This window comes from Kitasatospora sp. NPDC090091 (assembly GCF_044747365.1).
Lineage (GTDB): Bacteria > Actinomycetota > Actinomycetes > Streptomycetales > Streptomycetaceae > Kitasatospora.
On sequence record NZ_JBIVDY010000003.1, the window covers coordinates 105845 to 132659 of the forward strand.

At 73.3% G+C, this 26815-nt stretch carries 21 protein-coding genes; 10 read left to right on the top strand and 11 right to left on the bottom strand.

Translation table 11 applies throughout. The features are described 5' to 3' along the window. Positions 1-103 precede the first annotated feature (103 nt). The 3 genes from ACIPSC_RS06165 to ACIPSC_RS06175 all read left to right on the top strand — a co-directional run bounded on the left by ACIPSC_RS06165 (position 104) and on the right by ACIPSC_RS06175 (position 5119). Entirely contained in the window at positions 104-949 is an 846-nt protein-coding gene (locus ACIPSC_RS06165; protein WP_400823505.1) for a DegV family protein, read from the top strand. A 603-nt stretch (positions 950-1552) separates the two neighbouring features. Beyond that, positions 1553-2323, top strand: a complete 771-nt coding sequence (locus ACIPSC_RS06170; RefSeq protein WP_400823508.1) for a helix-hairpin-helix domain-containing protein — start codon at positions 1553-1555, stop codon at positions 2321-2323. 123 nt (positions 2324-2446) lie between these two features. Next, positions 2447-5119, top strand: coding sequence for a ComEC/Rec2 family competence protein (locus ACIPSC_RS06175; protein WP_400823510.1), 2673 nt, complete (start codon positions 2447-2449; stop codon positions 5117-5119). Between the two features lie 343 nt (positions 5120-5462). On the opposite strand, the gene ACIPSC_RS06180 is transcribed toward ACIPSC_RS06175, so the two are convergent. Continuing rightward, positions 5463-5699 carry a hypothetical protein gene (locus ACIPSC_RS06180; protein ID WP_400824091.1) on the bottom strand — a complete coding sequence of 79 codons (237 nt, stop codon included), beginning with the start codon at positions 5697-5699 and terminating at the stop codon, positions 5463-5465. A gap of 183 nt (positions 5700-5882) precedes the next feature. On the opposite strand from ACIPSC_RS06180, the gene holA reads away from it, so the two are divergent. After that, on the top strand, positions 5883-6878 hold the full coding sequence (gene holA / locus ACIPSC_RS06185; protein ID WP_400823512.1) for a DNA polymerase III subunit delta: 996 nt from the start codon (positions 5883-5885) through the stop codon (positions 6876-6878). 67 nt (positions 6879-6945) lie between these two features. Here the strand turns inward: holA and ACIPSC_RS06190 are convergent, their stop codons facing one another. From ACIPSC_RS06190 to ACIPSC_RS06200, 3 genes are all read right to left on the bottom strand, one after another. After that, positions 6946-7800 carry a hypothetical protein gene (locus ACIPSC_RS06190; protein ID WP_400823514.1) on the bottom strand — a complete coding sequence of 285 codons (855 nt, stop codon included), beginning with the start codon at positions 7798-7800 and terminating at the stop codon, positions 6946-6948. A gap of 328 nt (positions 7801-8128) precedes the next feature. Continuing rightward, entirely contained in the window at positions 8129-8395 is a 267-nt protein-coding gene (gene rpsT, locus ACIPSC_RS06195) for a 30S ribosomal protein S20 (protein WP_313763725.1), read from the bottom strand. A gap of 165 nt (positions 8396-8560) precedes the next feature. Further along, positions 8561-8866 carry an antibiotic biosynthesis monooxygenase family protein gene (locus ACIPSC_RS06200; protein WP_400823517.1) on the bottom strand — a complete coding sequence of 102 codons (306 nt, stop codon included), beginning with the start codon at positions 8864-8866 and terminating at the stop codon, positions 8561-8563. Positions 8867-9174: 308 nt separating this feature from the next. Here ACIPSC_RS06200 and lepA point away from each other — a divergent pair, with 308 nt between their 5' ends. Then, positions 9175-11043, top strand: a complete 1869-nt coding sequence (gene lepA / locus ACIPSC_RS06205; protein ID WP_400823519.1) for a translation elongation factor 4 — start codon at positions 9175-9177, stop codon at positions 11041-11043. A 120-nt stretch (positions 11044-11163) separates the two neighbouring features. On the opposite strand, the gene ACIPSC_RS06210 is transcribed toward lepA, so the two are convergent. The 4 genes from ACIPSC_RS06210 to ACIPSC_RS06225 all read right to left on the bottom strand — a co-directional run bounded on the left by ACIPSC_RS06210 (position 11164) and on the right by ACIPSC_RS06225 (position 17264). Then, positions 11164-12243 carry an NAD(P)/FAD-dependent oxidoreductase gene (locus ACIPSC_RS06210; protein ID WP_400823521.1) on the bottom strand — a complete coding sequence of 360 codons (1080 nt, stop codon included), beginning with the start codon at positions 12241-12243 and terminating at the stop codon, positions 11164-11166. A 75-nt stretch (positions 12244-12318) separates the two neighbouring features. Beyond that, on the bottom strand, positions 12319-13242 hold the full coding sequence (sigJ, locus tag ACIPSC_RS06215) for an RNA polymerase sigma factor SigJ (RefSeq protein WP_400823522.1): 924 nt from the start codon (positions 13240-13242) through the stop codon (positions 12319-12321). A gap of 279 nt (positions 13243-13521) precedes the next feature. Continuing rightward, positions 13522-15420 (bottom strand): ABC transporter ATP-binding protein, encoded by a 1899-nt coding sequence (locus ACIPSC_RS06220; protein WP_400824092.1) that lies wholly within the window; start codon positions 15418-15420, stop codon positions 13522-13524. A gap of 110 nt (positions 15421-15530) precedes the next feature. After that, positions 15531-17264, bottom strand: coding sequence for an ABC transporter ATP-binding protein (locus ACIPSC_RS06225; protein WP_400823524.1), 1734 nt, complete (start codon positions 17262-17264; stop codon positions 15531-15533). A 325-nt stretch (positions 17265-17589) separates the two neighbouring features. Here ACIPSC_RS06225 and ACIPSC_RS06230 point away from each other — a divergent pair, with 325 nt between their 5' ends. Then, positions 17590-19512: an AMP-dependent synthetase/ligase gene (locus tag ACIPSC_RS06230; protein ID WP_400823526.1), complete on the top strand. Its 1923-nt coding sequence runs from the start codon at positions 17590-17592 to the stop codon at positions 19510-19512. Positions 19513-19570: 58 nt separating this feature from the next. Next, positions 19571-20800: a radical SAM family heme chaperone HemW gene (hemW, locus tag ACIPSC_RS06235; RefSeq protein WP_400823527.1), complete on the top strand. Its 1230-nt coding sequence runs from the start codon at positions 19571-19573 to the stop codon at positions 20798-20800. Between the two features lie 112 nt (positions 20801-20912). Here hemW and ACIPSC_RS06240 read toward each other — a convergent pair whose 3' ends face one another. The 3 genes from ACIPSC_RS06240 to htpX are packed head-to-tail and all read right to left on the bottom strand — an operon-like array spanning position 20913 to position 23314. Then, positions 20913-21743: a DUF3097 domain-containing protein gene (locus tag ACIPSC_RS06240; protein ID WP_400823529.1), complete on the bottom strand. Its 831-nt coding sequence runs from the start codon at positions 21741-21743 to the stop codon at positions 20913-20915. Between the two features lie 44 nt (positions 21744-21787). Continuing rightward, entirely contained in the window at positions 21788-22372 is a 585-nt protein-coding gene (locus ACIPSC_RS06245) for a hypothetical protein (RefSeq protein WP_400823531.1), read from the bottom strand. Between the two features lie 24 nt (positions 22373-22396). Next, positions 22397-23314, bottom strand: a complete 918-nt coding sequence (gene htpX, locus ACIPSC_RS06250; protein WP_400823532.1) for a zinc metalloprotease HtpX — start codon at positions 23312-23314, stop codon at positions 22397-22399. A gap of 272 nt (positions 23315-23586) precedes the next feature. Here htpX and hrcA point away from each other — a divergent pair, with 272 nt between their 5' ends. The 3 genes from hrcA to ACIPSC_RS06265 all read left to right on the top strand — a co-directional run bounded on the left by hrcA (position 23587) and on the right by ACIPSC_RS06265 (position 26720). Further along, positions 23587-24621, top strand: a complete 1035-nt coding sequence (hrcA, locus tag ACIPSC_RS06255) for a heat-inducible transcriptional repressor HrcA (protein ID WP_400823534.1) — start codon at positions 23587-23589, stop codon at positions 24619-24621. A gap of 76 nt (positions 24622-24697) precedes the next feature. After that, a complete protein-coding gene (gene dnaJ, locus ACIPSC_RS06260; protein WP_400823535.1) occupies positions 24698-25840 on the top strand; it encodes a molecular chaperone DnaJ in 1143 nt (380 codons plus the stop codon). 130 nt (positions 25841-25970) lie between these two features. Then, positions 25971-26720, top strand: coding sequence for a 16S rRNA (uracil(1498)-N(3))-methyltransferase (locus tag ACIPSC_RS06265; RefSeq protein WP_400823536.1), 750 nt, complete (start codon positions 25971-25973; stop codon positions 26718-26720). Positions 26721-26815: the final 95 nt, after the last annotated feature.

Consider the following 26815-nt stretch of genomic DNA (forward strand, 5'->3'; position numbering starts at 1 on the left):
GGCTGGGCGGTGAACTGCCCGAGCGCGCAACGTCGCCGGTGGGCCCGGGGTGACGCGGTCGGTGCGCTGTCATCCGGGCCGGGTGCGGAGTAACCTCCGCCTCATGCCCGCCGACCTCGCACTCGTCACCGATTCCACGGCCTACCTGCCGCAGGAAGCCGTCGACCGCTACGGTGTCGCCGTGGTCCCGCTGAGCGTCGTGGTCGGCGACGCCGTGCTCGCCGAGGGCGTGGAGATCTCGCCCAAGGACGTCGCCGAGGCCCTGCGCGGCAAGCAGCGCGTGACGACATCCCGGCCCAACCCGGAGTCCTTCGCCGCCGCGTACCGGGCCGCCGCCGAAGCGGGTGCGCGGGGCATCGTCTCGGTGCACATCTCGGGCGAGCTCTCGGGTACGGCGGAGGCGGCCCGGCTGGCGGCCGCGGAGTCGCCCGTCCCGGTGCGAGTGGTGGACAGCAGGCTGGTCGGCATGGCCCTCGGGTACGGGGTGCTGGCGGCGGCCGAGGCGATCGCGGCCGGCGCGGAGCTCGACGAGGCTGCCGCCGCCGCCACGCGGCGGGCGGAGGCGACCACCGGGTTCTTCTACGTGGACACCCTGGAGTACCTGCGCCGGGGCGGCCGGATCGGGGCGGCCCGTGCGCTGCTCGGCTCGGCCCTGGCGGTGAAGCCGCTGCTGCACCTCGACGGGGGGCGGATCGAGCCGCTGGAGAAGGTGCGTACGGCGTCCCGGGCGATCGCGCGGCTGGAGGAGATCGCCGTCGAGGAGGCGGCCGGTCGGGAGGTCGACATCGCCGTCCACCACCTCGCGGCGGAGGAGCGGGCCGAGCCGCTCGCGGAGCGGCTGCGGGCCCGGGTGCCGGGGCTGTGTGAGCTGTACGTGGGGGAGGTCGGCGCTGTGATCGGCGCGCACGTCGGTCCGGGGCTGCTGGCGGTGGTGGTCTCGCCGCGCTGAGCGGCGCTCGCACTGCGTGGGGGTGGCGGCGTCGGTGCCGGGGGTCGTTGGTGGTGCCGGTGCCGGTGTCACGTCCGTGATGACGGATGGTCACCTTGCCGGGTGACCCGGTCAACTCCGAGTCGTTCTCCTCGCTCGTGTGAGTGACCTGAGTTATCCACAACCCCCGGGTTGTCCACAGGATTTCGGCAATTCTCCCGCCGTCCTGGACCGGCTCCTAGCGTGCTCCGCATGACGAGCACGAGATTCAGCGCGAGCAAGCGCCAGGCGGTCAGCCGCACCGCCCGGGCGCGGATGGCGGTCCTCCTTCCGGCGGCCGGGGGCCCGGGGGAGGAGCGGCCCGCGAGGCCGAACGCGGCACCTGTTCCGTCGGCTGGTCCGGCGGCTGTTTCGTCGGCGGCCGGGGAAGTGCTCGCGCCGACGGTGGCCGTTCCGGCGACGGAGGTCCCGTTGCCGCTCGCGCCGGTTCTCGGCGCGCCGGCCGACCCTCCGGCCGTCGGCGCAGGCGCGGCGGGCGAGCCGTCGGCCACCGGGCCGCCGGGGCCCGGTGGGGAGGCCGGCCACCGGCCCGGGCCCGAGCCGGCGCAGGCTTCAGCCGACCCGATGTCCGGCCATTTCGCCGAGCCGCCGCCGGGACTGCCGTCCGGCGAGGGGGACGGGGCGCCGGCCGCCGAGGATGCCGTGGTGGGGCCGCCCGGTCTCGTACGGTTCCGCATCGGACCGGCGGTGCTCCTCGACCGGCGGGCCGTGGCGGGGCTGGCCGTCCTGGTGCTGCTGGCCGTCGGCTACGGTGCGCAGCACTTCTGGCTGGCCCGCCCCCAGCCGGTCGAGGTCCCGGCCGTGGCGGTCGCGACGGCGGAGCCCGGTGCCGGCGGTCCGGCGCCGTCGGACGCCGTTCCCGGCACGCCCCGGTCGGCGGACGGCCCTGCCGAGCCGGCAGGCGCGGTCGTGGTCGACATCGGCGGCCGGGTGCACGCTCCCGGGCTCCACACGCTGCCCGGCGGGTCGCGGGTGGCCGATGCCCTCCACGCGGCCGGCGGCCCGCTGCCCGGGACGGAGACCAGGAACCTCAACCTGGCCCGGCTGCTCACCGACGGCGAGCAGATCCTGGTCGGGGAGTCCGGAGGGGCCCCGCCCGCCGGTGTCCCCGGGGCCGGCGGACCGGCGGCGGTGACGCCGAAGCAGCCGGTCAGCCTGAACCACGCCACCCTCGAACAGCTCGACACCTTGCCGGGCGTCGGCCCGACGCTCGCCCAGCGCATCATCGCCTTCCGCATGTCCCACGGCTCCTTCCGTTCCGTCGACCAGCTCCGCCAGGTCAACGGCATCGGCGAGCGCACCTACGCGGAGATCAGACCGCTGCTGACCCTCTGACCCGTCGGCCCGGCCCGGCCCGGAACCCCCCCTTGAGCCCGCCGGCTCACCCCGACCGACCGACTCGGCCGACCTGCTGCGTCGACCGCCCACCACCTGCCTGCCGCCTACCTACCGCCCGCCGTGAAGGGAGGTGCCGTCATCACCAGCCCGGCCGCGATCGCGAAGCCGACCGCTCACCCGTCCTCAACTCCTCCGACCGCCAACGATCTCCGGCTGCTGCTCCCCGCCGTCGCGGCGTGGGCCGTGACGGCAGCGGTGCTCGGCCTGGGCCCCGGCCACGGCGTGGTGCTGCTCGCCGCCGCCGGTGCAGCCGTACTCCTCGCCGTCGTTCTGCTCACCGGTCGTCCGGGTGGACGTCCCACCCGGGGAGGGGGCCGAGGCCCGGGCACCAGCGGCACCGCGGCCGCCGTGCTGCTCGTCGCTGCCGCGGCGACCGCCGTGACCCTGTTGCACACGGCCGACCTCCACCGGGGGCCGCTGCCCGCGCTCGCCCGGGCCGGGGCCACCTCGCCCGAGGTGGTCGTCGAACTGACCGTCACCGGCGACCCGAGAACGCACGCCTCCCGGACCAGGGGGACGACTGCCGGGCAGACCCTCCTCACCGTGGACGCCGTGGTGGACCGGGTCACCGTCCCCGATGCGCCGGCATCCGCGCCTCGCGCAGCCTCAACCCGAACGCACACACCGGTGACGGTGCTCGCCCGCGGGCCGGACATCGACCAGTGGCAGCGGCTGCTCCCGTCGACCCGGGTGGCCGTCGAGGCCGATGTCCGCCCGCCCGGGGAGGGCCACGAGGACGAAAGCGCCGCGTTGCTGGTCGCGCACGGCCCGCCCCGTGAGCTTGCGCCGCCGAGCCTGCTCCAGCGGATCGCCGGGCGGCTGCGCGAGGGGCTGCGGTCGGCCGCCGACGGGTTGCCGGCGGATGCGCGGGGGCTGCTGCCGGGCCTGGTGGTCGGCGACACCTCGCGCCTGCCCGATGACCTCCTGGAGGCCTTCCGGGCCACCGACATGGCCCACCTGGTCGCGGTGAGCGGCGCCAATCTGGCGATCGTCCTGGGCGTCCTGCTCGGTGCGCCGGGGCAGGCCGCCACCCCTGAACGGCGCGGCCTGGCCGGATTCCTCGGACTCTCCCTGCGCACCACGGCGCTGCTCGGCACCGGAGTCACGCTGGCCTTCGTCGCCGTCTGCCGACCCGAGCCCAGCGTGCTGCGGGCGGCCGGCACCGGGCTGATCGGGCTGCTGGCACTGGCCACCGGCCGTCCGCGCCGGGCGCTGCCGGCTCTGTCGGGGGCGGTGCTGCTCCTGGTGCTGCTCGACCCCTACCTGTCGCGGTCCTTGGGCTTCCTGCTCTCGGTGCTGGCCACCACCGGGCTGCTGGTCCTCGGTCCGCACTGGGCGGGGACGTTGCGGGCGCGGGGCTGGCCGCACCACCTGGCGGGTGCCGTCGCGGCCACGGCCGCGGCCCAGGCGCTCTGCGCGCCGGTGACGGTGTTGTTGTCCGGCCACATCAGCCTGGTCGCCGTTCCGTGCAACCTGCTGGCCGAGCTGGCGGTGGCTCCGGCGACCCTGCTCGGATTCGCAGTGCTGGTGCTGGAGCCGCTCTTCCCGACGCCGGCCCGATTGCTCGCCGAGGTGGCCGGTGTCCCGGTCGGCTGGCTGGCGGCGGTGGCCCGGCACGGGGCGGATCTGCCGGGGGCCCAACTGTCGTGGCCGGGCGGGTTGCTCGGCACGGTGACGCTCGCCCTGGGGACGGTGGCGGTCTGTTGGACGGTGCCGCAGCTGGTGCCGCGGCGGGTCGTGGCGGCCGGGCAGCGCCGCTGCGGGCGCTGGGCCAGGGCAGTGGTGGCCGGGTTGCTCTTCCTGGTGCTGCTGGCCGTGCTGCTACGGCCGCCCGTGCTCACCCGGTTGGCCACGGGCTGGCCGCCGCCGGGGTGGCGGCTGGTCATGTGCGACGTGGGGCAGGGCGACATGGTGGTGCTGCCGACGACGGGCTCGGTGGGTGATCCACCTGACAGCGCAGTCGTGGTCGATGCCGGGCCGGACCCGCACGCGGCCGATCGGTGTCTGCGGGAGCTCGGGATCACCCGGGTGCCGCTGCTGCTGGTGACGCACTTCCATGCCGACCACGTGGAGGGCGTGCCGGGGGTGCTGCGGGGCCGCGCGGTGGGGGCGATCGAGGGGACCACGGTGGACGACCCGCCGGGTGAGGCGGCCCGGGTGTCCGGGTGGGCAGCGGCATCCGGAGTACCGCTGCTGCGGGCTCGGCGGGGTGAGCGCCGGTCGGTCGGGCCGTGGCTGTCGTGGGAGGTGGTGTGGCCGGACGCTGTGCCGTCGCCGGAGGCGGCGGGCGCCAACAACGCGAGCGTGGTGCTGCTGGCGACATTGGCGGGCGGGCTGCGGCTGGCGCTGTTGGGCGATCTTGAGCCACCGGCTCAGTCGGCGTTGCTGGGGAGATCGGGAGGTGGGGTGAAGGTGGACGTGCTGAAGGTGGCACACCATGGTTCGGCGCATCAGGACTGGGACTTGGCTGCGGTGTTGGGCCCCAGGCTGGCTTTGATCTCGTGCGGTGAGGGCAATCCGTACGGGCATCCGTCGGCGCGGACGGTGGATCGTCTGCGCTCTCTCGGGGCCACCGTGCTGCGGACGGACGTGGCCGGTGACATCGCGGTGACGGGCGACAGCCCGGCCCACCTCGGAGCGTCGGTGCACCCGCACGCCGTCCACGGCCCGCACGGTGCCCGTGCGGCTCGTGGTGCGGTCGAGGCCGGCGGGCCGCGCGCCCCGCCGGCCTGAGTTCACCCGTCCGGCTCACTCGCTCACCTTCCCCACCTGGAGGAGGAGAGGAGGTGGGGAGGGAGGGCGAGGGGGTGGGGGGGCGGGGCCCAAGGAGACGACGCGCCGGCCCCGGGCAGTGCCCGGGGCCGGCGCGAGGGGAAGCGGTCCCCGGTGCTGGTGGACGGGCCGCCTCGCTCCCGGCCTGCCGGGAGCGAGGCGGCGTGGTCGGGGACGGCCAGGGACGGTCAGAGGCGGCCGGGGCGAGGGAATGCGGCCGGCGCGGGGTGCGACGAGGTGCATCTACGTCGGCCGGCACCCACGCACGAGAAGTCGGACCGGCCGACTTCTCGCGGAGGCGCCGTCAGCTCTCCTCGCGCCAGCCGTCGTACTCGGCGGCGACGGCGTCCAGGGCGCGCAGCAGGGGGGCGGTCCAGCCCTCCTCCGGGGCCTCGACGACCACGAGCCACTGGGCGTCCTCGGCGTCGTCCTCGCCCGCGAGGGCGTCCCGGACGATTTCGAGCTCGCCGAGGTCGGCGTGGTCGGCGCTGAGCTGCTCGGCGGCCTCCTCGGCGGCATCGCGGTCGGGCAGGACGAGCAGCTGCCGGGCGTTCGGGTCGAAGGCGTCCGGCTGGTTGGTGGTCTGGTCTTCGGTCACCCGGCCATTCTCCAGGGCGCGATCTTCCTCCTCACCAGAGACCCCCGGCCCCGGGCCCGGCCCCCGGCACCCCACGGGCGCCGCACCGGCCAGGGCTGTCCGTGCCGCGTGGGATGCTGGTAGGCGATGGCCAGGAAGAGTGCACCCGACGACCTGCTCGCCCCGCTGACCCTCGCGGTCGGCCAGGAGGAGCTGCTGCTGGACCGCGCGGTAGCCCAGGTGGTGGCGGCCGCGAAGGCCGCGGACCCCGACACCGACGTCCGGGACCTCGCGCCCGGCGGCCTCCAGCCGGGCAGCCTGGCCGAGCTGACCACGCCCTCACTGTTCGCCGAGCGCAAGGTGATCGTGGTCAGGGCCGCTCAGGACCTCTCCGCCGACTCCGTCAAGGAGGTCAAGGCGTACATCGAGTCCCCGGCCGAGGAAGTGATCATGGTGCTGGTCCACGCGGGCGGCGCCAAGGGCAAGGGCCTGCTGGACGCCGGACGGAAGGCCGGCGGCCGGGAGGTGGCCTGCGCCAAGCTGGCCAAGGCGTCGGAGCGGCTGGCCTTCGTCAAGGGCGAGTTCCGCACGCTCGGACGGTCCGCGACGCCGGAGGCCTGCCAGGCGCTGCTGGACGCGCTCGGCAGCGACCTGCGCGAGCTGGCGGCCGCGTGCAGCCAGCTCACCTCGGACGTCGAGGGGACCATCGACGAGACCGTGGTGGCCCGCTACTACAGCGGTCGGGCCGAGGCGACCGGCTTCGAGGTGGCGGACCTCGCCGTCACCGGCCGGGCCGCCGAGGCGCTGGAGCGGCTGCGCTGGGCGCTGGCCGTGGGGCAGCCGCCGACCGGCATCACCTATGCCCTGGCCTCGGGGGTCCGCAGCATCGGCCGGCTGGCGACCACCGGGCGGAACATGCGCCCCGCCGACCTGGCGCGCGAGCTGGGCATGCCGCCGTGGAAGGTGGACCGGGTCCGCCAGCAGATGCGTGGTTGGACGGGTGACGGTGTGGCCGCCGCGCTGACCGCGATCGCCCAGGCGGACGCTGCCGTCAAGGGCGGGTCCGACGACCCGGCCTTCGCGCTGGAGCGGGCCGTGGTCGCCGTGGCCCGGGCCGCCCGAGCGGGCTCCCGCCAGTACTGAGCTGCGGGCGGCACAGAGCTGCGGCGGTACGAAGCCCGGACCCCCGCCCCGCCCCGCTTCGCGCCGGCTACTTCCCGCCGATCGCCTTCAGGATGTCCCGGGTGTCGTCGAGCATGGCCCGGCGGACGCTGTCGCGGTCCAGGGTGTGGTCCTTGCCGACCTGGTAGTTGTCCGTCCAGTACAGCGAGTAGGTCATGCCCCCGTCGCGGACCTGGAGGTAGTAGTTGACGTCGTGGAAGCTCTTGTCGGAGCTGGTCGGCTCGTCGCCGTAGGCGTAGTAGGCCTCCTGGCCGAGGTCCGGCACGTCGGTGATCTCGTACTTCTGCTGCTCGAAGTAGTGCCGGGTCGCGGCGTACTCGGGCGACGAGTCGACGGCCTTGTGCAGCTCGACGCGGATGTCCAGGGTGGCGTAGTCCGGGGAGTCGCTCCCGCTGACGGTGCGCTTCATCAGGGCGTAGCAGCGCATCATGTCCATGGAGTCGCTGCGGCCGGTGTGCTCCAGCGGGTAGTTGTCGACCATCTTGTACTTCGCCCGGAACGCGGTGAGCTTGCCGGTGTCGCAGATCCGGTCGATGGCGTGGTACCCGTGGAGGCTCTGCGCCGAGGAGCGGCCGTGCACCAGGTCCGGGACGAGGGCCACCGCGCCGGACCAGACGATCGAGGCGAGGACGGCGCCGACGAACGCCCAGACGGCGTTCCGGCGCAGGCTTCCGCCCTTCCGGCGGGGCTCGCCCGTCCCGCGGGGCGTCCCGGTGCCGCTGCCTCCGGCCGGCGGGCGGCCCGGTGCGGGCGGCAGGCCCGGAGCGGCGGGCAGCCCGGGCGGCGGGCCGAATCCGGGGGTGTTCCCGGACGGCGGCTGTTGCTGCTGCGGAAGTCCGGCGAACCCGGATCCGCCCTGGGACGGTGGCGGTGGTGTAGCCACAGGTGGTGCCCCCCTCAGCTTTCGAACCTCAGCGACCACCGGCACGCCCACCCGCCCGGCCTACCACCGGCCCGGGCACACTGCGCTGGCGCGTCCACCGGCACGTGATCGGCGGCCGTGACCGACCATAGCGGTCCGAGCGCAGAACGCGACAGGCGCCGCAGCAGCCTCTGGGGAAGAGGTCCGCTACGGCGCCTGCCGTACTGCCTGTGCACCGCACCCGCGTGGCGAACGCAGGCCGCGTGCGGTGCGAGTCTCGATTTCGCCTCGGAAGTCCGGGTAGAGGGCCGGTTCGTCCCGAGGGGGTGGGGCCGGAGCCCCGGTGGCGTCAGGCCTGGGCGGCGTTGACGCGCTTGGTGATGGCCGACTTCTTGTTGGCGGCCTGGTTGGCGTGGATGACGCCCTTGCTCACGGCCTTGTCCAGCGCCTTGGAGGCGGCGCGGGCCAGCACGACGGCCTTCTCGGTCTCGCCGGCGGCAGCGGCCTCACGGGCCTTGCGCAGAGCGGTCTTCAGCGAGGACTTGACGGCCTTGTTGCGCAGGCGCGCCTTCTCGTTGGTCTTGTTGCGCTTGATCTGGGACTTGATGTTCGCCACGAAAGTGCCTCAGTCTGTGTCATTTGGTTGGAACGGGCTGCACCGCGCGGCCGTCGGACCAGCTGAGAGGGCATGCCGAGGCCAGGTGCAGCGCCCAACGCTACCAGGGGCGCGCCGTTCGCCCCAAACCGACCGGGCGCCGCGCACGTGCGCGGGGGCGACCGCTCAGGTGGTGAGCAGCGGCTCGCCGTAGTGCTCCACCTCGGGGAACGGCGCGTAGAAGTGGTGGAGCAGTTCGCGCCAGCGCCGGTACTCGGCGGAGCGGCGGAATCCCTCGGTGTGGTCGGCCAGGTTCTCCCACTCCACCTGGAGCAGGAACCGCGAACCGCGGCCCGCGTCCAGGCAGCGGCGCAGTTCCAGGGAACGGAATCCGCGCTGGACCGCGATCAGCGGCCGGGCCTCGGCGAAGGCGGTGAGGAACGCCTCCTCCTGACCGGGGACGACGTCGAGCAGGGCGCTTTCCAGGATCATGCAACGGCATCCTGCCCCAGCGGCGGTACCGACGGCCCGTCCGGCGGCGACAGCGAGCCCGTCCGGCGGCGACGGGACAGGCCCTCCGACGGCCACCGGAAGGACCGTCCGAGGGTCGTCCGCGGGCCGTCCGCGGACCGGCCGGGACCGCTCCGCGACCGGAGCGGAGAGCTGACCGGCGGCGCACGCCGCGCTCGTGGGAAGATGGGAGGGACTATTTCGATCGGACGACTGTCCGGTCCCCGGGAGGCCGGTCAGCGATGACCCGGACACCCCCGGCCCCCGGACCAACGGAGAATCGGACCAAGGTGCCCGCGACCCCCAGCAATGTGCCAGAGCCCAGCCGTACCGACCCGGCGCTGATCCGCAACTTCTGCATCATCGCCCACATCGACCACGGCAAGTCGACGCTCGCAGACCGGATGCTCCAGATCACCGGTGTGGTCGACCCGCGGCAGATGCGCGCCCAGTACCTCGACCGCATGGACATCGAGCGTGAGCGCGGTATCACCATCAAGTCGCAGGCCGTCCGCCTCCCGTGGGCGCCGAAGACCGGGCCGAATGCCGGTACGACGCACATCCTCAACATGATCGACACCCCGGGCCACGTGGACTTCACGTACGAGGTGTCCCGCTCCCTCGCCGCGTGCGAGGGCACCATCCTGGTGGTCGACGCGGCCCAGGGCATCGAGGCGCAGACCCTCGCCAACCTGTACCTGGCGCTGGAGAACGACCTCACGATCATCCCGGTGCTCAACAAGATCGACCTGCCGGCCGCCCAGCCGGAGAAGTACGCCGCGGAGATCGCGCACATCATCGGCTGTGACCCGTCCGACGTGCTCCAGGTCAGCGCCAAGACCGGCCTCGGCGTCGAGGACCTGCTGGACCACATCGTCAACACCATCCCGGCCCCGGTCGGCGTCAAGAACGCCCCGGCCCGCGCGATGATCTTCGACTCGGTGTACGACGCCTACCGTGGCGTGGTCACCTACGTCCGTGTCGTCGACGGCCAGCTCACCAAGCGCGAGCGGATCGCGATGATGTCCACCGGCGCGACCCACGAGCTGCTGGAGATCGGCGTCATCTCGCCGGAGCCCAAGGTCGCCGACGGCCTCGGCGTCGGCGAGGTCGGCTACATCATCACCGGCGTGAAGGACGTCCGGCAGTCCAAGGTCGGTGACACGATCACCTCGCAGCACAAGGGCGCCACCGAGCCGCTCGGCGGCTACAAGGACCCGCGCCCGATGGTGTTCTCCGGCCTCTACCCGCTGGACGGCTCGGACTACCCGCTGCTGCGCGACGCCCTCGACAAGCTCCGGCTGAACGACGCCGCGCTGGTCTACGAGCCGGAGACGTCCGTCGCGCTCGGCTTCGGCTACCGCTGCGGCTTCCTCGGCCTGCTCCACCTGGAGATCATCCGGGAGCGCCTGGAGCGCGAGTTCAACCTCGACCTGATCTCCACCGCCCCCAACGTGGTCTACCGCGTGGTGATGGAGGACGGCACCGAGCACACCGTCACCAACCCGAGCGAGTTCCCCTCCGGCAAGATCGCCGAGGTGCACGAGCCGATCGTGCGCGGCACCATCCTGGCGCCGAACGAGTTCGTCGGCGCGATCATGGAGCTCTGCCAGTCCCGCCGCGGCAACCTCCAGGGCATGGACTACCTCTCCGAGGACCGCGTCGAGCTGCGCTACACCCTGCCGCTGGCCGAGATCGTCTTCGACTTCTTCGACCAGCTGAAGTCCAAGACCCGCGGCTACGCCTCGCTGGACTACGAGCCCATCGGCGAGCAGAGCGCCAGCCTGGTCAAGGTCGACATCCTGCTGCACGGTGACGCGGTGGACGCCTTCTCCGCGATCGTCCACAAGGACAAGGCCTACAGCTACGGCGTGATGATGGCCGGCAAGCTGCAGAAGCTGATCCCGCGTCAGCAGTTCGAGGTGCCGATCCAGGCCGCCATCGGCTCCCGGGTGATCGCCCGTGAGACGGTCCGCGCGATCCGCAAGGACGTTCTCGCCAAGTGCTACGGCGGTGACATCTCGCGTAAGCGCAAGCTGCTGGAGAAGCAGAAGGAAGGCAAGAAGCGGATGAAGATGGTCGGCCGCGTGGAGGTCCCGCAGGAGGCCTTCATCGCCGCGCTGTCCACCGACGCCGAGCCGCCGAAGGACAAGAAGTAACGTCGAGCGGCGACGACGGGAGGGCCCGGGGCGAACAGCCCCGGGCCCTCCCGCGTTCCGGTGACGCGCGGCCGCGGCCCGCATGCCTGCATGCCTGCATGCCCCACGCCCGCATGCGCGCTACCGCAGCGACCGGACCACCGCGTTCACGATGAGGGCCTTGGTGATCCGCCCCGTCCGGCCGGTGAGCACGCCGGGCCGCATCGAGTCGTCCCCGTGGATGAGCTGCACCAGCCCCTCCCGCCGGCCCAGGCTCAGGCACTGCACCGCGTACCGGAACGCGAAGGGCTTGCCGGTGCGCCCGGCGAGCAGCCGGCCGACGTAGCGGCCCATCGGCAGGGCGGTGGCGCAGGCCATCCGCAGGGTGCCGGTGCCGGGGACGGCGACCTCGGCGGCGTCGCCGATCACGTGGACGTCGGGGTGCGAGACCGACCGCAGGTACCGGTCGACCACCGCCCGGCCGGCGGCGTTGACGGTGAGTCCGGCCTCGGCGGCCAGCGGGAGCGGCTCCATGGAGGCGGCCCAGACCACGATGTCGCCGGGGATCCGGCCGGCGGTGGTGTCCAGGCCCTCCGGGTCGACCGCGGTGACGGTGGCCTGCTCGTGCACCTCGACGCCGAGCCCGGCCATGACGGCCAGGACGTGGGCCCGGCCGCGGGCCGAGAACCAGCCGCCGACCTGGCCGGCGGCGACGATCCGCACCTTCCACGCCGGGTGCGCCTCGGCGATCTCGGTGGCCATCTCGATGCCGGTGGCGCCGCCGCCGACCACGGCCACGGTGCCGGGGCGGTCCGCGGTGCGCAGCCGCTCGCCGACCTCGGCGGCCCGTTCGGCGCCGTAGGCGTGCTCGGCGGCGCCGGGGACGCCGTGCCAGGCGGTGCGGCTGCCGAGGGCGTAGACCAGGGTGTCGTAGGCGAGGGTCTCGCCGGTGTCCAGGAGGACCTTGCGGCCGGTGAGGTCGAGCTCGGTGGCCCGGGCCCGGACGTGCCGGACGCCGCGGCCGCGCACCACCTCGGCGACGCTGGGCCGGCGTGCGGGGTGGCCGGCCGCGGTCTCGTGCTGGCGGATCCGGTGCCGGAAGCGGGTCTCGGGGGCGACGAGGGTCACCCGGTTGTGCTTGCCGGCCCGGGTGGCCGCGGTGAGGCCTGCGTAACCTGCGCCGAGTACGACGATGTGCTTGCCGTTCGCCTTGCTGGTCATGGTGCTCGTCTCCCCTTCGAAGGGCCCGCGAGGGGCGCCCTGCGCGCCTGCTCGGGAAGGGGACGACGCGACCGGTCAGGATGTGACGGTGATCGGCGTCACACGGGTGAGCTTCTCCGGGTTGACCACCACGTAGGCGTCGGTGATCCGGCCGCCGGGGCCGACGTTGAAGCCGACCACGCCGTCCACGGCGCCCGTGGTGGCGCTGTGGAAGATCAGTCCGGGCAGGCCGTTGACCTGGGCGGAGCTGATGCGGGTGTCGGGGGTGAGCCACTTGGCGATCAGGCCGAGCACCAGGCGGGCGACCTTGTCGGCGCCGAAGACCGGGCGGGCTGCGGCGCGGACGATGCCGCCGCCGTCCGCGTGCCAGACCACGTCGGGGTCGAGGACGTTCATCAGGCCCAGGATGTCGCCCTGGGCGGTGGCGGCGGCGAAGGCCTCGACCGCCTGCCGGTGCTCGGCGGGGTCGGCGGTGCTGCGCCGGCTGCCCTCCTTGACCCGGCGGCGGGCCCGGGAGGCGAGCTGGCGGGTGGCGTCGGGGGAGCGGTCGAGGGTGGCGGCGATCTCGTCGAAGCCGACCGCGAACACGTCGTGCAGGACGAAGGCGGCCCGCTCGGCGGGGGTGAGCTGCTCCAGTACGGCGAGCAGCGCCATCGAGACGGACTCGCCGAGCTCGGCCAGCTCGGCGGGCGAGGCCGGGGCGGCCGTGGTGGCGACGGACGGCTCGGGCAGCCACTCGCCGAAGTAGGACTCCCGGCGGGCGCGGGCCGAGCCCAGCTGGTCGTAGCAGAGCCGGGTGACCACGGTGGTCAGGAAGGCCCGCGGGTCTGCGACGGCCGTGCGGTCGGCGGACTGCCAGCGCAGCCAGGCCTCCTGCAGGACGTCCTCGGCGTCGGTGAAGGAGCCGAGCAGCCGGTAGGCGACCGAGCCCAGGTAGCGCCGGTTCGCCTCGAAGGCGTCCGGGTCCGGTGCGGCGGGGGCTGACGGCTGGTCACTCACAGGCCTACCGTAGCGCCCGCCGCCACCGGGGCAGAAGAGCCGCCCCCCGGGGGCCGGGGGCGAGCCCGACCGGATTGGGACGAGGCCACCCCGCCCGACCCGCGCCGGCCCGGCCCACCCGGCCCCGCCAGAACCGCCGGCCCCGCCCCGGCCGGCCCTGCCAGGCCCGCCGGTCACGACCGCCGGAACGCAGGAGCCGGAGCGGGAATCGAACTCCCCGCTCCGGCTCCCGCGCGTTCGCCGCGTCCGCCGCGTGCGCCCGCGCCACGCGCGCCCCGGTCAGTCGACCTCGGCCACCGCCTCGGCGAACTGCGCCTTGTACAGCCGCGCGTACGCGCCGTCGGCCGCGATCAGCTCGTCGTGCGTGCCCTGCTCGACGATCGAGCCGCTCTCCATCACCAGGATCACGTCGGCGTCCCGGATGGTGGAGAGCCGGTGGGCGATCACGAAGCTGGTGCGCCCGGTGCGCAGCCGGGCCATGGCGCGCTGGATCAGCACCTCGGTGCGGGTGTCGACGGAGCTGGTCGCCTCGTCGAGGACGAGGATCGAGGGCTGGGCGAGGAACGCCCGGGCGATGGTGATCAGCTGCTTCTCGCCGGCGCTGACGCCGGTGCCCTCGTCGTCGATGACGGTGTCGTAGCCGTCCGGCAGGGTGCGCACGAAGCGGTCCACGTGCGCGGCCTTGGCCGCTTCGACCACCTGCTCGCGGGTGGCGCCGTCGGCGCCGTAGGCGATGTTGTCGGCGATGGTGCCGCCGAACAGCCAGGTGTCCTGGAGCACCATGCCGATGCCGGAGCGCAGGTCCTCGCGGGCCATCGCGGCGATGTCCACGCCGTCGAGGGTGATCCGCCCGGAGCTGACCTCGTAGAACCGCATCAGCAGGTTGACCATGGTGGTCTTGCCGGCGCCGGTCGGGCCGACGATGGCGACGGTCTGCCCGGGTTCGACCTTGAGCGAGAGGTCCTCGATCAGCGGCTTCTCGGGGTCGTAGCGGAAGGAGACGTCCTGGAAGACGACCCGGCCGCGGATGGCGTCGGGGCGCTCCGGCATGGCCGGCTCGGGGGTCTGCTCGGGTGCGTCGAGGAGTTCGAAGACGCGCTCGGCGGAGGCGACGCCGGACTGCACCAGGTTGGCCATGCTGGCGACCTGGGTGAGCGGCTGGCTGAACTGCCGCGAGTACTGGATGAAGGCCTGGACGTCGCCGATGGACAGCGCGCCGGAGGCGACCCGCAGGCCGCCGACGACGGCGACCAGCACGTACTGGAGGTTGCCGATCAGCATCATCGCGGGCTGGATGATCCCGGAGATGAACTGGGCCCGGTAGCTCGCCTGGTAGAGGGCCTCGTTGTGCTCGCCGAAGGTCGCGGCGGACTCCTGCTGCCGGCCGAACACCTTCACCAGGGTGTGGCCGGTGTACATCTCCTCGATGTGCGCGTTCAGCTGCCCGGTGGACTTCCACTGCTGGACGAACTGCGGTTGTGCGCGCTTGCCGACCCGGGTGGCCACGACCACCGACAGCGGCACCGAGACCAGGGCGATGAGCGCCAGCAGCGGGGAGATCCAGAACATCATCGCCAGCACGCCGACGACGGTGAGCAGCGAGTTCACCACCTGGCCCAGGGTCTGCTGCATGGACTGGCTGATGTTGTCGATGTCGTTGGTGACGCGGCTGAGCACCTCGCCGCGGGGCTGCTTGTCGAAGTAGCTGAGCGGCAGCCGGGTGAGCTTGGCCTCGACGTCCTGGCGCAGCCGGTAGCCGGCCCGCTGGATGGCCTTGGTGGCGAGCCGGCCCTGGAGGACGCCGAAGACGGCGGCGGCGACGTAGATGGCGAGCACCCAGAGCAGGACGGTGCCGATGGCGCCGAAGTCCATGCTCTGGCCGGGGGTGAAGTCGGTGGAGGAGAGGAGGTCGGCGACGCCGCCGTTGCCCTGGGCGCGCAGGCCGTCGACCACCTGCTCCTTGCTGGTGCCGGGCGGGGTCTGCCGGCCGACCACGCCGGCGAAGATCAGGTCGGTGGCGTCGCCGAGGACCTTGGGGCCGGTGACGGCGCAGCCGATGCTGAGCACGCCGAGTGCGAGGACGCCGGCGAGCAGGGGCCGTTCGGGGCGCAGCAGGCCGAGCAGCCGCTTGCCGGAGCCCTTGAAGTCCATGGACTTCTCGACGCCCTGGCCGCCCATGAAGCGGCCGGGGCCGGCCGGGCCGCGGCGGGCGGCGGCGGCCTGGGAGTCGCTGCGCAGGTCGCCGGGTCCGGTGGGGGGCTTGGCCGGTGCCTTCTTGTCCGCGGTGGTCACGCCGCCTCCTGCTCGGTGAGCTGGGAGAGCACGATCTCCCGGTACGTCGGGTTGTCGGCCATGAGTTCGCGGTGGGTGCCGCTGCCGACGACGGCGCCTTCGTCGAGGACGATGATCCGGTCGGCGTCGCGGATGGTGGAGACGCGCTGGGCGACGATCAGCACGGTGGCGTCGGCGGTCTCGCGGGCGAGGGCCTTGCGCAGTTTGGCGTCGGTGGCGTAGTCGAGTGCGGAGAAGGAGTCGTCGAAGAGGTAGACGTCGGGCCGCCGGACGAGGGCGCGGGCGATGGCGAGGCGCTGGCGCTGGCCGCCGGAGACGTTGCCGCCGCCCTGGGCGATGGGCGCGTCGAGGCCTTCGGCGAGCTGTTCGACGAACTCCTTGGCCTGGGCGATCTCCAGGGCGTGCCAGAGTTCCTCGTCGGTGGCGTCGGGCCGGCCGTAGCGGAGGTTGCTGGCGACGGTGCCGGTGAAGAGGTAGGGCTTCTGCGGGACGAGGCCGACGCTTTCGGCGATCGCCTCGGGGGCGAGTTCGCGGACGTCGACGCCGTCGAGCAGGACGCGGCCGGAGGTGGTGTCGAAGAGCCGGGGGACGAGGCCGAGCAGGGTGGACTTGCCGCTGCCGGTGGAGCCGATGACGGCGGTGGTCTGGCCGGGGCGGGCGGTGATGTCGATGCCGCGCAGCACGGGGGCCTCGGCGCCGGGGTAGCGGAATTCGACGTCGCGCAGTTCGAGGTTGCCGCGGCGCAGCAGCTCGGTGACGGGGGTGGCGGGCGGGACGACGCTGGAGCGGGTGTCGAGGACTTCGTGGATGCGTTCGGCGCAGACCTCGGCGCGCGGCACCATCATGAACATGAAGGTGGCCATCATGACGCTCATCAGGATCTGCAGGAGGTAGGAGAGGAACGCGGTGAGCGCGCCGATCTCCATGCCGCCGCTGTCGATGCGGTGGGCGCCGAACCAGAGCACGGCGACGCTGGAGATGTTGACCACCAGCATGACGGTGGGGAACATCAGGGCCATCAGCCGGCCGACCTGGAGGCCGACGTCGGTGAGGTCGTGGTTGGCGCCGGCGAAGCGGTGTTGCTCGTGGTCGTCCTTGACGAAGGCGCGGATGACCCGGATGCCGGTGATCTGCTCGCGCAGCACGCGGTTCATGGTGTCGATCCGCACCTGCATGGCGCGGAACTTCGGGCGCAGCGCGCGGACCAGCAGCACGACGACGACGCCGAGGACGGGGACGACGGCGAGCAGGAGTGCGGAGAGCGGCACGTCCTGGTTGAGCGCCATGATGACGCCGCCGACGCACATGATGGGGGCGGCGACCATCAGGGTGAAGGACATCAGGACCAGCATCTGGACCTGCTGGACGTCGTTGGTGGTCCGGGTGATCAGGGAGGGCGCGCCGAACTGTCCGATCTCGCGGGCGGAGAAGCCCTGCACCCGGTCGAAGACGGCGGCCCGGACGTCGCGTCCGACGGCCATCGCGGTGCGGGCGCCGTAGTAGACGGCGCAGATGGAGCAGAGCGCCTGGAGGACGGTGACGCCGATCATCACGCCGCCGATGCGCAGGATGTAGCCGGTGTCGCCCTTGAGCACGCCGTCGTCGATGATGTCGGCGTTGAGGGTCGGCAGATAGAGCGAGGCGAGCGTCGCGACCAGCTGGAGCAGGACCAGCAGGGTGATCGGTCGGGAGTACGGGCGCAGGTACGCCCTGAGCAATCTGATCAGCACTGGCTCACTCTTGTCGTCGGCGGTGGGATTCGCATCCCAATTCTCGGTCTTTGGTGGACTCCTCCAGACCATTGGGCATGTGGCGATCGGAGGTTTGTCCAGTCCTTTGCCGAATGTTTCGGCGGGGGGTCGTAGCCGCCTGCACCGGGGGTGCGGGGGCGTGCCAGCTGCCTCTGCCCCCTTACGCATTGACCGGTTTCCCCCTAGGCTGCTGGTGGCCCCCTTGTTACCCGCTGGTATCCGGCCGGTTAACCGGGCCCCGGCGACCGCCCCCACGGGAGCCGCGACCACCCCTCAGACGGCCACCCGCCCCCGGAGGTCCTCGTTGAGTTCCGCGCAGTCCCTGATCGGCTCCGGCAGTGCCGACATCGTCGCCGGGCGTCCGGCCTCCGTCGCCCACCTGTTCCTTGAGCGGGTCGCCGCCACTCCCGGCGCCGAGGCCTACCGCTACCCCGCCCCGGTGGACGAGCAGGCGGCCGACGGTGCCCCGGGCGCCGAGCAGTGGCGCTCGCTGACCTGGGCGCAGACCGCCGTCCGGGTGAAGGCGGTGGCCGCCGGCCTGATGGCGCTCGGCATCCGGCCCGAGGACCGGGTCGCCCTGGCCTCCTCCACCCGGGTGGAGTGGATCATCGCCGACCTCGGCAACATGTGCGCGGGCGCCGCGACCACCACCGTCTACCCGAGCACCAACGCGGACGAGACGGCGTTCATCCTCGCCAACTCCGGGTCGAAGGCGCTGTTCGCGGAGAACGCCGCGCAGCTCGCCAAGGCCGTCGAGCAGATCGAGCAGCTGCCCGAGCTGCGCACCGTGATCCTCTTCGACGCCCCCGGGGAGGCCCCCGAGACGGCCGGCCTCGACCTGCTGACCCTCGCCGAGCTGGAGCAGCGCGGCGCGGAGTACCTGGAGCAGCACCCGGACGCGATCGAGAAGACCGTCGCGGGGCTCGACAAGGAGCAGCTGGCCACCCTGATCTACACCTCGGGCACCACCGGCCGGCCCAAGGGCGTGCGCCTGGTGCACGACTGCTGGGCGTACGAGGGCCGGGCGCAGGAGGCCAGCGGGCTGCTGCGCGCCGACGACGTGCAGTTCATGTGGCTGCCGCTGTCGCACGTGTTCGGCAAGACGCTGATCTCCGGCCAGATCTCGACCGGCCACGTGATGGCGGTGGACGGCCGGGTGGACCGGATCATCCACAACCTGCCGACGATCCGGCCGACCGTCATGGCGTCGGCGCCGCGCATCTTCGAGAAGGTCTACAACGGCATCGCCGGCCGGGCCCGGGCCGAGGGCGGGGCCAAGTACAAGATCTTCCTCTGGGCGGCCAAGGTCGCCCGCGACTACGCCCGGACCACCCAGGCCAACCGGATCGCCACCGGCCGCGACAGCGCCCCGGCCGCGCTGCGGCTGCAGCACGCGCTCGCCGACAAGCTGGTGTACGCGAAGATCCGGGCCGCCTTCGGCGGGCGGCTGCGCGGCGCGGTCTCCGGCAGTGCGGCGCTCGCCCCCGAGATCGGCTACTTCTTCCTGGGCGCCGGGGTGCCGATCCTGGAGGGCTACGGCCTCAGCGAGACCAGTGCCGGCTCGACGGTCAACCGGGCGGAGGACATCCGGATCGGCACCGTCGGCCGGCCGCTGCCCGGCACCGAGGCGCGGATCGCCGAGGACGGCGAGATCCTGCTGCGCGGCCCGGGCATCATGCGCGGCTACCACGACCTTCCGGAGAAGACCGCCGAGGTGCTGGAGCCGGACGGCTGGTTCCACACCGAGGACATCGGCGAGCTCAGCCCGGACGGCTTCCTGCGGATCACCGACCGCAAGAAGGACCTGTTCAAGACCTCCGGCGGCAAGTACGTCGCGCCGAGCGAGGTCGAGGGCAAGTTCAAGGCGGTCTGCCCGTTCGTCAGCAACGTCCTGGTGATCGGCAACGGCCGCAACTTCTGCACCGCGCTGATCGGCCTGGACGAGGCGGTCATCATGCCGTGGGCCGCCGAGCACGGCCTGGCCGCCAAGTCCTACGCCGAGCTGGCCGTCGACCCGCAGGTGCACCAGCTGATCGAGGGCTTCGTGAAGCGGCTCAACGCCGACCTGCAGCGCTGGCAGACGATCAAGAAGTTCCACCTGCTGCCGCGCGACCTCGACATCGAGCACGGCGAGCTCACCCCGAGCCTGAAGATCAAGCGCCCGGTGGTCGAGAAGACCTACGAGGACGCCGTCACCGCCATGTACGCGGGGGCCAACGAGGCCTGATCCGCCCCGTTCCGGTACGGCCCGCGGGCTTCCGCGGGCCGTACGGGACAATGGGTTCATGCCCTCCGCACTTCCCGACGGCGAACCCGTGCCGTCCGACGGTTCCCTGCCCGCGCACGCCCTCGCCGGGCTCGGGTCGCGGCCGTTCGGCTTCTACCTGCACGTCCCGTACTGCGCGAGCCGCTGCGGCTACTGCGACTTCAACACCTACACCGCCACCGAGCTGCGCTCCTCGGGCGCGGTCGCCTCGCAGGAGACCTACGCGGACAACGTGGTCGCCGAGATCCGGCTGGCCCGGAAGGTGCTGGGCTCCGCCGAGCTGCCGGTGCGGACGGTCTTCCTCGGCGGCGGCACGCCCACCCTGCTGCCCGCCCGCGACCTGGTGCGGATGCTGGCCGCGATCCGGGAGGAGTTCGGGCTCGCCGAGGACGCCGAGGTGACCACCGAGGCCAACCCCGAGTCCGTCGACCCGGCCTACCTGGCCGAGCTGCGGGAGGGCGGCTACAACCGGATCTCCTTCGGCATGCAGTCGGCCCGCCCGCACGTGCTGCAGCTGCTGGACCGCCACCACACCCCCGGCCGCCCCGAGGCCTGCGTCGCCGAGGCCCGCGCGGCCGGCTTCGAGCACGTCAACCTCGACCTGATCTACGGCACCCCCGGCGAGTCCGACGACGACTGGCGGGCCTCCCTGGACGCCGCGATCGGCGCCGGACCGGACCACGTCTCGGCCTACTCGCTGATCGTCGAGGACGGCACCCGACTGGCCGCCCGGGTCAAGCGCGGCGAGCTGCCGATGATCGACGACGACGTGCACGCCGACCGCTACCTGATCGCCGAGGAGGCGCTCGCCGCCGCCGGCTACTCCTGGTACGAGGTCTCCAACTGGGCCACCACCCCCGAGGGGCGCTGCCGCCACAACGAGCTCTACTGGACCGGGGCCGACTGGTGGGGTGCCGGCCCCGGCGCGCACAGCCACGTCGGCGGCGTCCGCTGGTGGAACGCCAAGCACCCCGCCGCCTACGCGCAGGCGCTCGCCGAGGGCCGCACCCCCGCGCAGGGGCGCGAGCGCCTCTCCGACGAGGACCGCCGGGTCGAGCGCATCCTGCTCGAACTGCGCCTCGCCGAGGGCGTCCCGCTCGGCCTGCTCACCGGAACCGGCCGGGAGGCCGCCGGCCGGGCCCTCGCGGACGGTCTGCTGGCCCCGGGCCCGTACGCCGCCGGCCGGGCCGCCCTCACCCTCCAGGGCCGCCTGCTGGCCGACGCCGTCGTCCGCGACCTGGTCGACTGACCGCCGCGGACCCGGACGGCCGTACCGCCGGTGCCGGCGGCGCCCGGCCCGGCCGCACACCCGCGGCCGGCGGCGCCCGGCCCTGCCGTGCGACCCGCCCCGGCCGGACCGGCTACGGCGCCGGCTCCGTCACGAAGTCGATCAGCTCCTCGACCCGGCCCAGCAGCTCGGGCTCCAGGTCTTTGTAGGAGTCGACCTTCGCGAGGATCCGCTTCCACGCGGCGGGGGTGTCGACCGGCCAGCCGAGGCGGCGGCAGGTGCCCTCCTTCCAGTCCTCCCCGCGCGGGACGGCGGGCCAGGCCGGAATGCCGACGCTGGCCGGCTTCACCGCCTGCCAGATGTCGATGTAGGGGTGGCCGACCACCAGGACGGCCTCGCCGGTGACCCGGGCCGCGATCCGGTGCTCCTTGGTGCCCGGGAGCAGGTGGTCGACCAGGACGCCGAGACGGCGGCCGGGGCCGGGGGCGAAGTCGGCGACGATCGCCGGCAGGTCGTCCACGCCTTCCAGGTACTCGACCACCACGCCCTCGATCCGCAGGTCGTCACCCCAGACCCGCTCGACCAGCTCGGCGTCGTGCCGGCCCTCGACGTAGATCCGGGACTCGCGGGCCACCCGGGCGCGGGCCCCGGGCACGGCCACCGAGCCGGAGGCCGTCCGCCCGGGCGTCCGGGCCGGCGCCGGCCCCGCGGGACGCACCAGGGTGACGGTGCGGCCCTCCAGCAGGAAGCCGCGCGGCACCAGCGGGAAGACCCGGTGCTTGCCGAAGCGGTCCTCCAGGGTGACGGTGAGGCCCTCGGCGGTCTTCTCGCAGCGCACCACCGCCCCGCAGAAGCCGGTCGCGGCCTCCTCCACCACCAGGTCCCGCTCGGCGGGCACCTCGGGGGCGGGCTGCTGTTTCTTCCACGGCGGGGTCAGATCCGGTCCGTACTGGCGGCTTCGCATGCAGGCGACTATAGGCAGCGCCGTCCCGCCGGGCCGACGGCGCGTCAGAGACCCGGCGCGCCCCAGACCGGGAACCACCGGGTGAGGTCCTTCTCCAGCCGCAGGTCGTTCCCGAGCGAGGCGTTGACCTGGAGCTCCAGCGGGCTGTTGCGCTTCTCCCCGCCGCCGGGCATCGGCGCGAACGGGTAGAAGGTGCCGCGCTTGTAGAGGTAGACCAGCGCCAGCGAGCGGCCCTGGTCGTCGCGGAACCCGACCATCGAGCAGAGCAGCTGCGGGCCGAAGCCGTTGCCCTCCAGCTCGCTGTTGACCGCGTGCAGGTCGGTGACCAGCTCCGGCAGCTCTTCCGGCGGGTGCCGCACCAGCAGCCAGGAGTAGCCGTACGCGTCCGTGGAGGCCTCCACCGGGACGCCGCCGCGCCCGGTGTCGGCGTCCAGCAGCGCCCGCACCTGTTGTTCGACCTCGACGAAGGCGCCGCCCTCGACGGAGGCGAAGCAGACCGAGCCGACCCCGGTCGGGCGGAAGCCGGAGGCCGCCTCCAGGGTCAGCGCGGCCGACGGCACGCCGAACAGCTGGTCGAGGTCGGGTTTGACCGGCTTGGTGCGGCCGAACAGCGCGTCCAGGATTCCCACGGCGGTCCCTTCCGGAGCGGCGGGTCAGCGGCCGAGCTGGGCCGAGATCCGGGCCAGCTGCTCCAGCCGCCGCTCCAGCGAGGGGTGGGTGGAGAACAGCTGGGTGGCGGTCTCCCGGGCGCTCAGCGCGGGGGCGAAGTAGAAGGCGTTGTAGGGCTGCGCCTGGCGCAGGTCCTTGGTGGGGATCGCGGCGATCTGCCCGGTCACCTTGGTCAGCGCCGAGGCGAGCGCGCTGGGCCGGCCGGTGAGCTGGGCGGCGGCCCGGTCGGCGGCCAGCTCCCGGTAGCGGGAGAGCAGCCTGGTCAGCAGGAAGCTGATCGCGTAGACCACCACCGACACCAGCGGGATGATCAGCGCGACGATCGCGGCGTTGGAGTCGTTGTTGCTCCGGCCGCCGGCGAACCCGCCGTACACCGCGATCCGGGTCATCGCCCCGGCCAGCACCCCGAGGAAGCCGGCGACGGTCATCACCGCGACGTCCCGGTGGGCGACGTGCGACAGCTCGTGCGCGAGGACGCCCTCCAGCTCCTCCGGCTCCAGCCGCCGCAGCAGGCCGGTGGTGACGCACACCACGGCGTTCTGCGGGTTGCGGCCCGTGGCGAAGGCGTTCGGCATGTCGTTGTCGGCGACCGCCACCCGGGGCTTGGGCATGTCGGCGAGCGCGCAGAGCCGGTCGACGGCGCCGTGCAGCTGCGGGTACTGCTCGGGGGTCACCCGGTGGGCGCCCATCGCCCGCTCGGTGATCTTGTCGCTGAACCAGAACTGGGCGACGAACAGCCCGCCGGAGATCAGCACGATCAGCGGCCAGGCGCCGCGCAGCAGCGCGATCAGCAGCCCGGTGAAGCCGACGTAGAGCAGGCCGATGAAGAACATCGTGGCGACCATCCGGCCGGTGAGGCCGCGGTCCGGTGCGAAGCGGGTGGGCTGGCCCGAGGTCGACATCGCTGTCCTCCGTTCGCCGTCTGCTGTCGATGCTCCCACCCGGACCGGCGCGGGGCATCATCCGGCGCGCGACCCGTCACCGCGGACTGCGGGCAGGATCACCCCGGCCGGGCCGTTCCTGCCGTGGGACCCGGGCCTTACACTGGCAGGTACGGTTCTGGCACTCGTGTGTTCAGAGTGCCAAGACCGGGGTTGCCCGGTTCGGCCCGGAACATGCAGGTACGGAACACATGTCACAACGGACAACGTGCGAAGACGGAGGTGCGTGCCCCATGGCCGGTGAGGTCCGCCAGCTGGACGACCGCAAGCTCGCGGTGCTTCGCGCCATCGTCCAGGACTACGTGGGCACCGAGGAGCCGGTCGGCTCCAAGGCCCTGGTCGAGCGGCACAACCTCGGCGTGTCACCGGCGACGGTCCGCAACGACATGTCGGCGCTGGAGGAGGATGGCTACATCCACCAGCCGCACACCAGCGCGGGGCGGATCCCCACCGACAAGGGGTACCGCCTCTTCGTCGACAAGCTGGCCGAGGTCAAGCCGATGAGCGCGCCCGAGCGGCGGGCGATCCGGCACTTCCTGGACGGCGCGGTCGACCTCGACGACGTGGTCGCCCGCACGGTCCGGTTGCTCGCCCAGCTGACCCGCCAGGTCGCGGTGGTCCAGTACCCCTCGCTGTCGCGCTCCACCGTGCGGCACATCGAGCTGGTGGCGCTGGCCCCCGGCAAGGTGATGCTGGTGCTGATCACCAACACCGGCCGGGTCGAGCAGCGGATGGTCGACTGCCCGGGCGCCGTCGGCGAGGTGGTCCTCGCGGACCTCCGCGCCAAGATCAACACGCGGGCCGTCGGCCGGCGGCTTCCGGAGGTCCCGGGGCTGCTGGAGGACGTGCCGGCGCTGTTCGAGGCGGCCGACCGGCCGACCGTCACCACCGTCCTGGCGACGCTGTTCGAGGCGCTCGCCGAGCAGAACGAGGAGCGGATCATGCTGGCCGGCACGGCCAACCTGACCCGCTTCGGCCACGACTTCCCGCTCACCATCCAGCCGGTGCTCGAAGCACTGGAGGAGCAGGTCGTCCTGCTCCGCCTCCTGGGTGAGACCGCGGACGCCGGGATGACGGTGCGGATCGGCCGCGAGAACGCCTACGAAGGGCTCAATTCCACCTCGGTCGTCTCGGTCGGTTACGGTTCGGGCGACGAGAGCGTGGCCAAACTGGGTGTGATCGGTCCGACCCGGATGGACTATCCGGGCACAATGGGGGCGGTGCGAGCGGTGGCACGGTACGTCGGCCAGATCCTGGCCGAGTCGTAGGAACGGCCGCCGCCGGGAATTCCGGCGGTGGTCCCAGTCGCAGGCACTTCTACAGGCGGAACAAGCGGAGCATTTGGTGGCCACGGACTACTACGCGGTACTCGGCGTCCGACGGGATGCGGGGCAGGACGAGATCAAGAAGGCGTTCCGGCGCCTGGCACGCGAACTGCACCCGGACGTCAACCCGGACCCGAAGACGCAGGAGCGGTTCAAGGAGATCAACGCCGCCTACGAGGTGCTCTCCGACCCGCAGAAGCGTCAGGTCTACGACCTCGGCGGGGACCCGCTGTCCCCGAACGGCGGCGCGGGTGCGGGCGGCTTCGGCGCCGGCGCGGCGGGCTTCGGCTTTTCCGACATCATGGACGCCTTCTTCGGCGCCGCCTCCGGCCAGCGCGGCCCGCGCTCGCGGACCCGGCGCGGCCAGGACGCCATGATCCGCCTGGAGATCACCCTGGAGGAGGCCGCGTTCGGCACCACCAAGGAACTCCAGGTCGACACCGCCGTCACCTGCACCACCTGCAGCGGTGAGGGCGCCGCGCCCGGCACCTCCGCGCAGACCTGCGACATGTGCCGCGGCAAGGGCGAGGTCTCCCAGGTCACCCGGTCCTTCCTGGGCCAGGTCATGACCTCGCGCCCCTGCCCGCAGTGCCAGGGCTTCGGCACCGTCGTGCCGACCCCGTGCCCCGAGTGCGCCGGCGACGGCCGGGTCCGCGCCCGCCGCACCCTGACCGTCAAGATCCCGGCCGGTGTCGACAACGGCACCCGGATCCAGCTGGCCGGCGAGGGCGAGGTCGGCCCCGGCGGCGGCCCCGCCGGCGACCTCTACGTCGAGATCGCCGAGACCAGCCACACCGTCTTCCAGCGCCGCGGGGACGACCTGCACTGCACGGTGACCATCCCGATGACGGCCGCCGCGCTCGGCACCCAGGTGCCGTTGCAGACCCTGGACGGCCTGGAGGAGGTCGACATCCGGCCCGGCACCCAGTCCGGCCAGTCGATCCCGCTGCACGGCCGCGGCATCACCCACCTGCGCGGCACCGGCCGGGGCGACCTGATAGTGCATGTCGAGGTGCAGACGCCCACCAAGCTCGACCCCGAGCAGGAGGAGCTGCTGCGCCGCCTGGCGGTGCTGCGCGGCGAGGAGCGGCCGGCCGGCCAGTTCGCGCCGGGCCAGCAGGGGCTGTTCTCCCGGCTGAAGGACGCCTTCAACGGCCGCTGACCCGGCCAACGGCTGCTGACCCGGTCAACGGCCGCCGACCGGGCCGTCGCCCGCACCGCCGGTGCCCGGTGATCCGCGAGGGTCACCGGGCGCCGTCGTTCCCCCGCCCGCCCCACCTCCAGGAACCGCCATGACCGCGCCCGTGTTCGTCGTCGAGACCGCGCAGCTCGCCACCGCCGCACCCGGCGCGGTGGTCCGGCTGGACGGCCCGGAGGGGCGGCACGCCGCGGCCGTCAAGCGGCTGGAGCCGGGCGAGGCGGTGACCCTCGCGGACGGCCTCGGCCTCGGCGCCGACGGCACGGTCGCCGCGGTGCACGGCAAGGACGCCGTCGACGTGGCGGTGGCCGCCGTCCGCCGGGAGCCCGAGCCGGCCCCGCGGATCGTCGTCGTCCAGGCGCTGCCCAAGGGCGACCGGGGCGAGCTGGCCGTGGAGACCATGACCGAGGTCGGCGTGGACGCGGTGATCCCGTGGTCCGCCTCCCGCTGCATCACCCAGTGGAAGGGCGAGCGCGGTGCCAAGGCGCTCGCCAAGTGGCGGTCCACCGCGCGCGAGGCCGGCAAGCAGTCCCGCCGGCTGCGCTTCCCCGAGGTCCGGGAGCCGATGACGACCCGCCAGCTGGCCCCGGTGCTGGCCGCCGCCGCGTTCGCCGGGGTGCTGCACGAGGAGGGCGCCGAGCCGCTGGCCGGCGCCGCCCTGCCCGCCGCGGGGGACATCGTGCTGGTGGTCGGCCCCGAGGGCGGGGTCTCGCCGGACGAGCTGGCCGCCTTCGCCGAGGCCGGCGCCAAGCCCTACCGGCTCGGCGCCTCGGTGCTGCGCACCTCGACCGCCGGGGTCGCCGCCGGCGCCCTGCTGCTGGGCCGCACCGGCCGCTGGAGCTGACCCGGCGCCCGCGGCCGACGGCCGCCTCCCCGGCCCCGCCGTCGCCCACAGGGGTCGGCTGTTGCCGAAAAGCCGGTGCATCGTACGCGTACGTG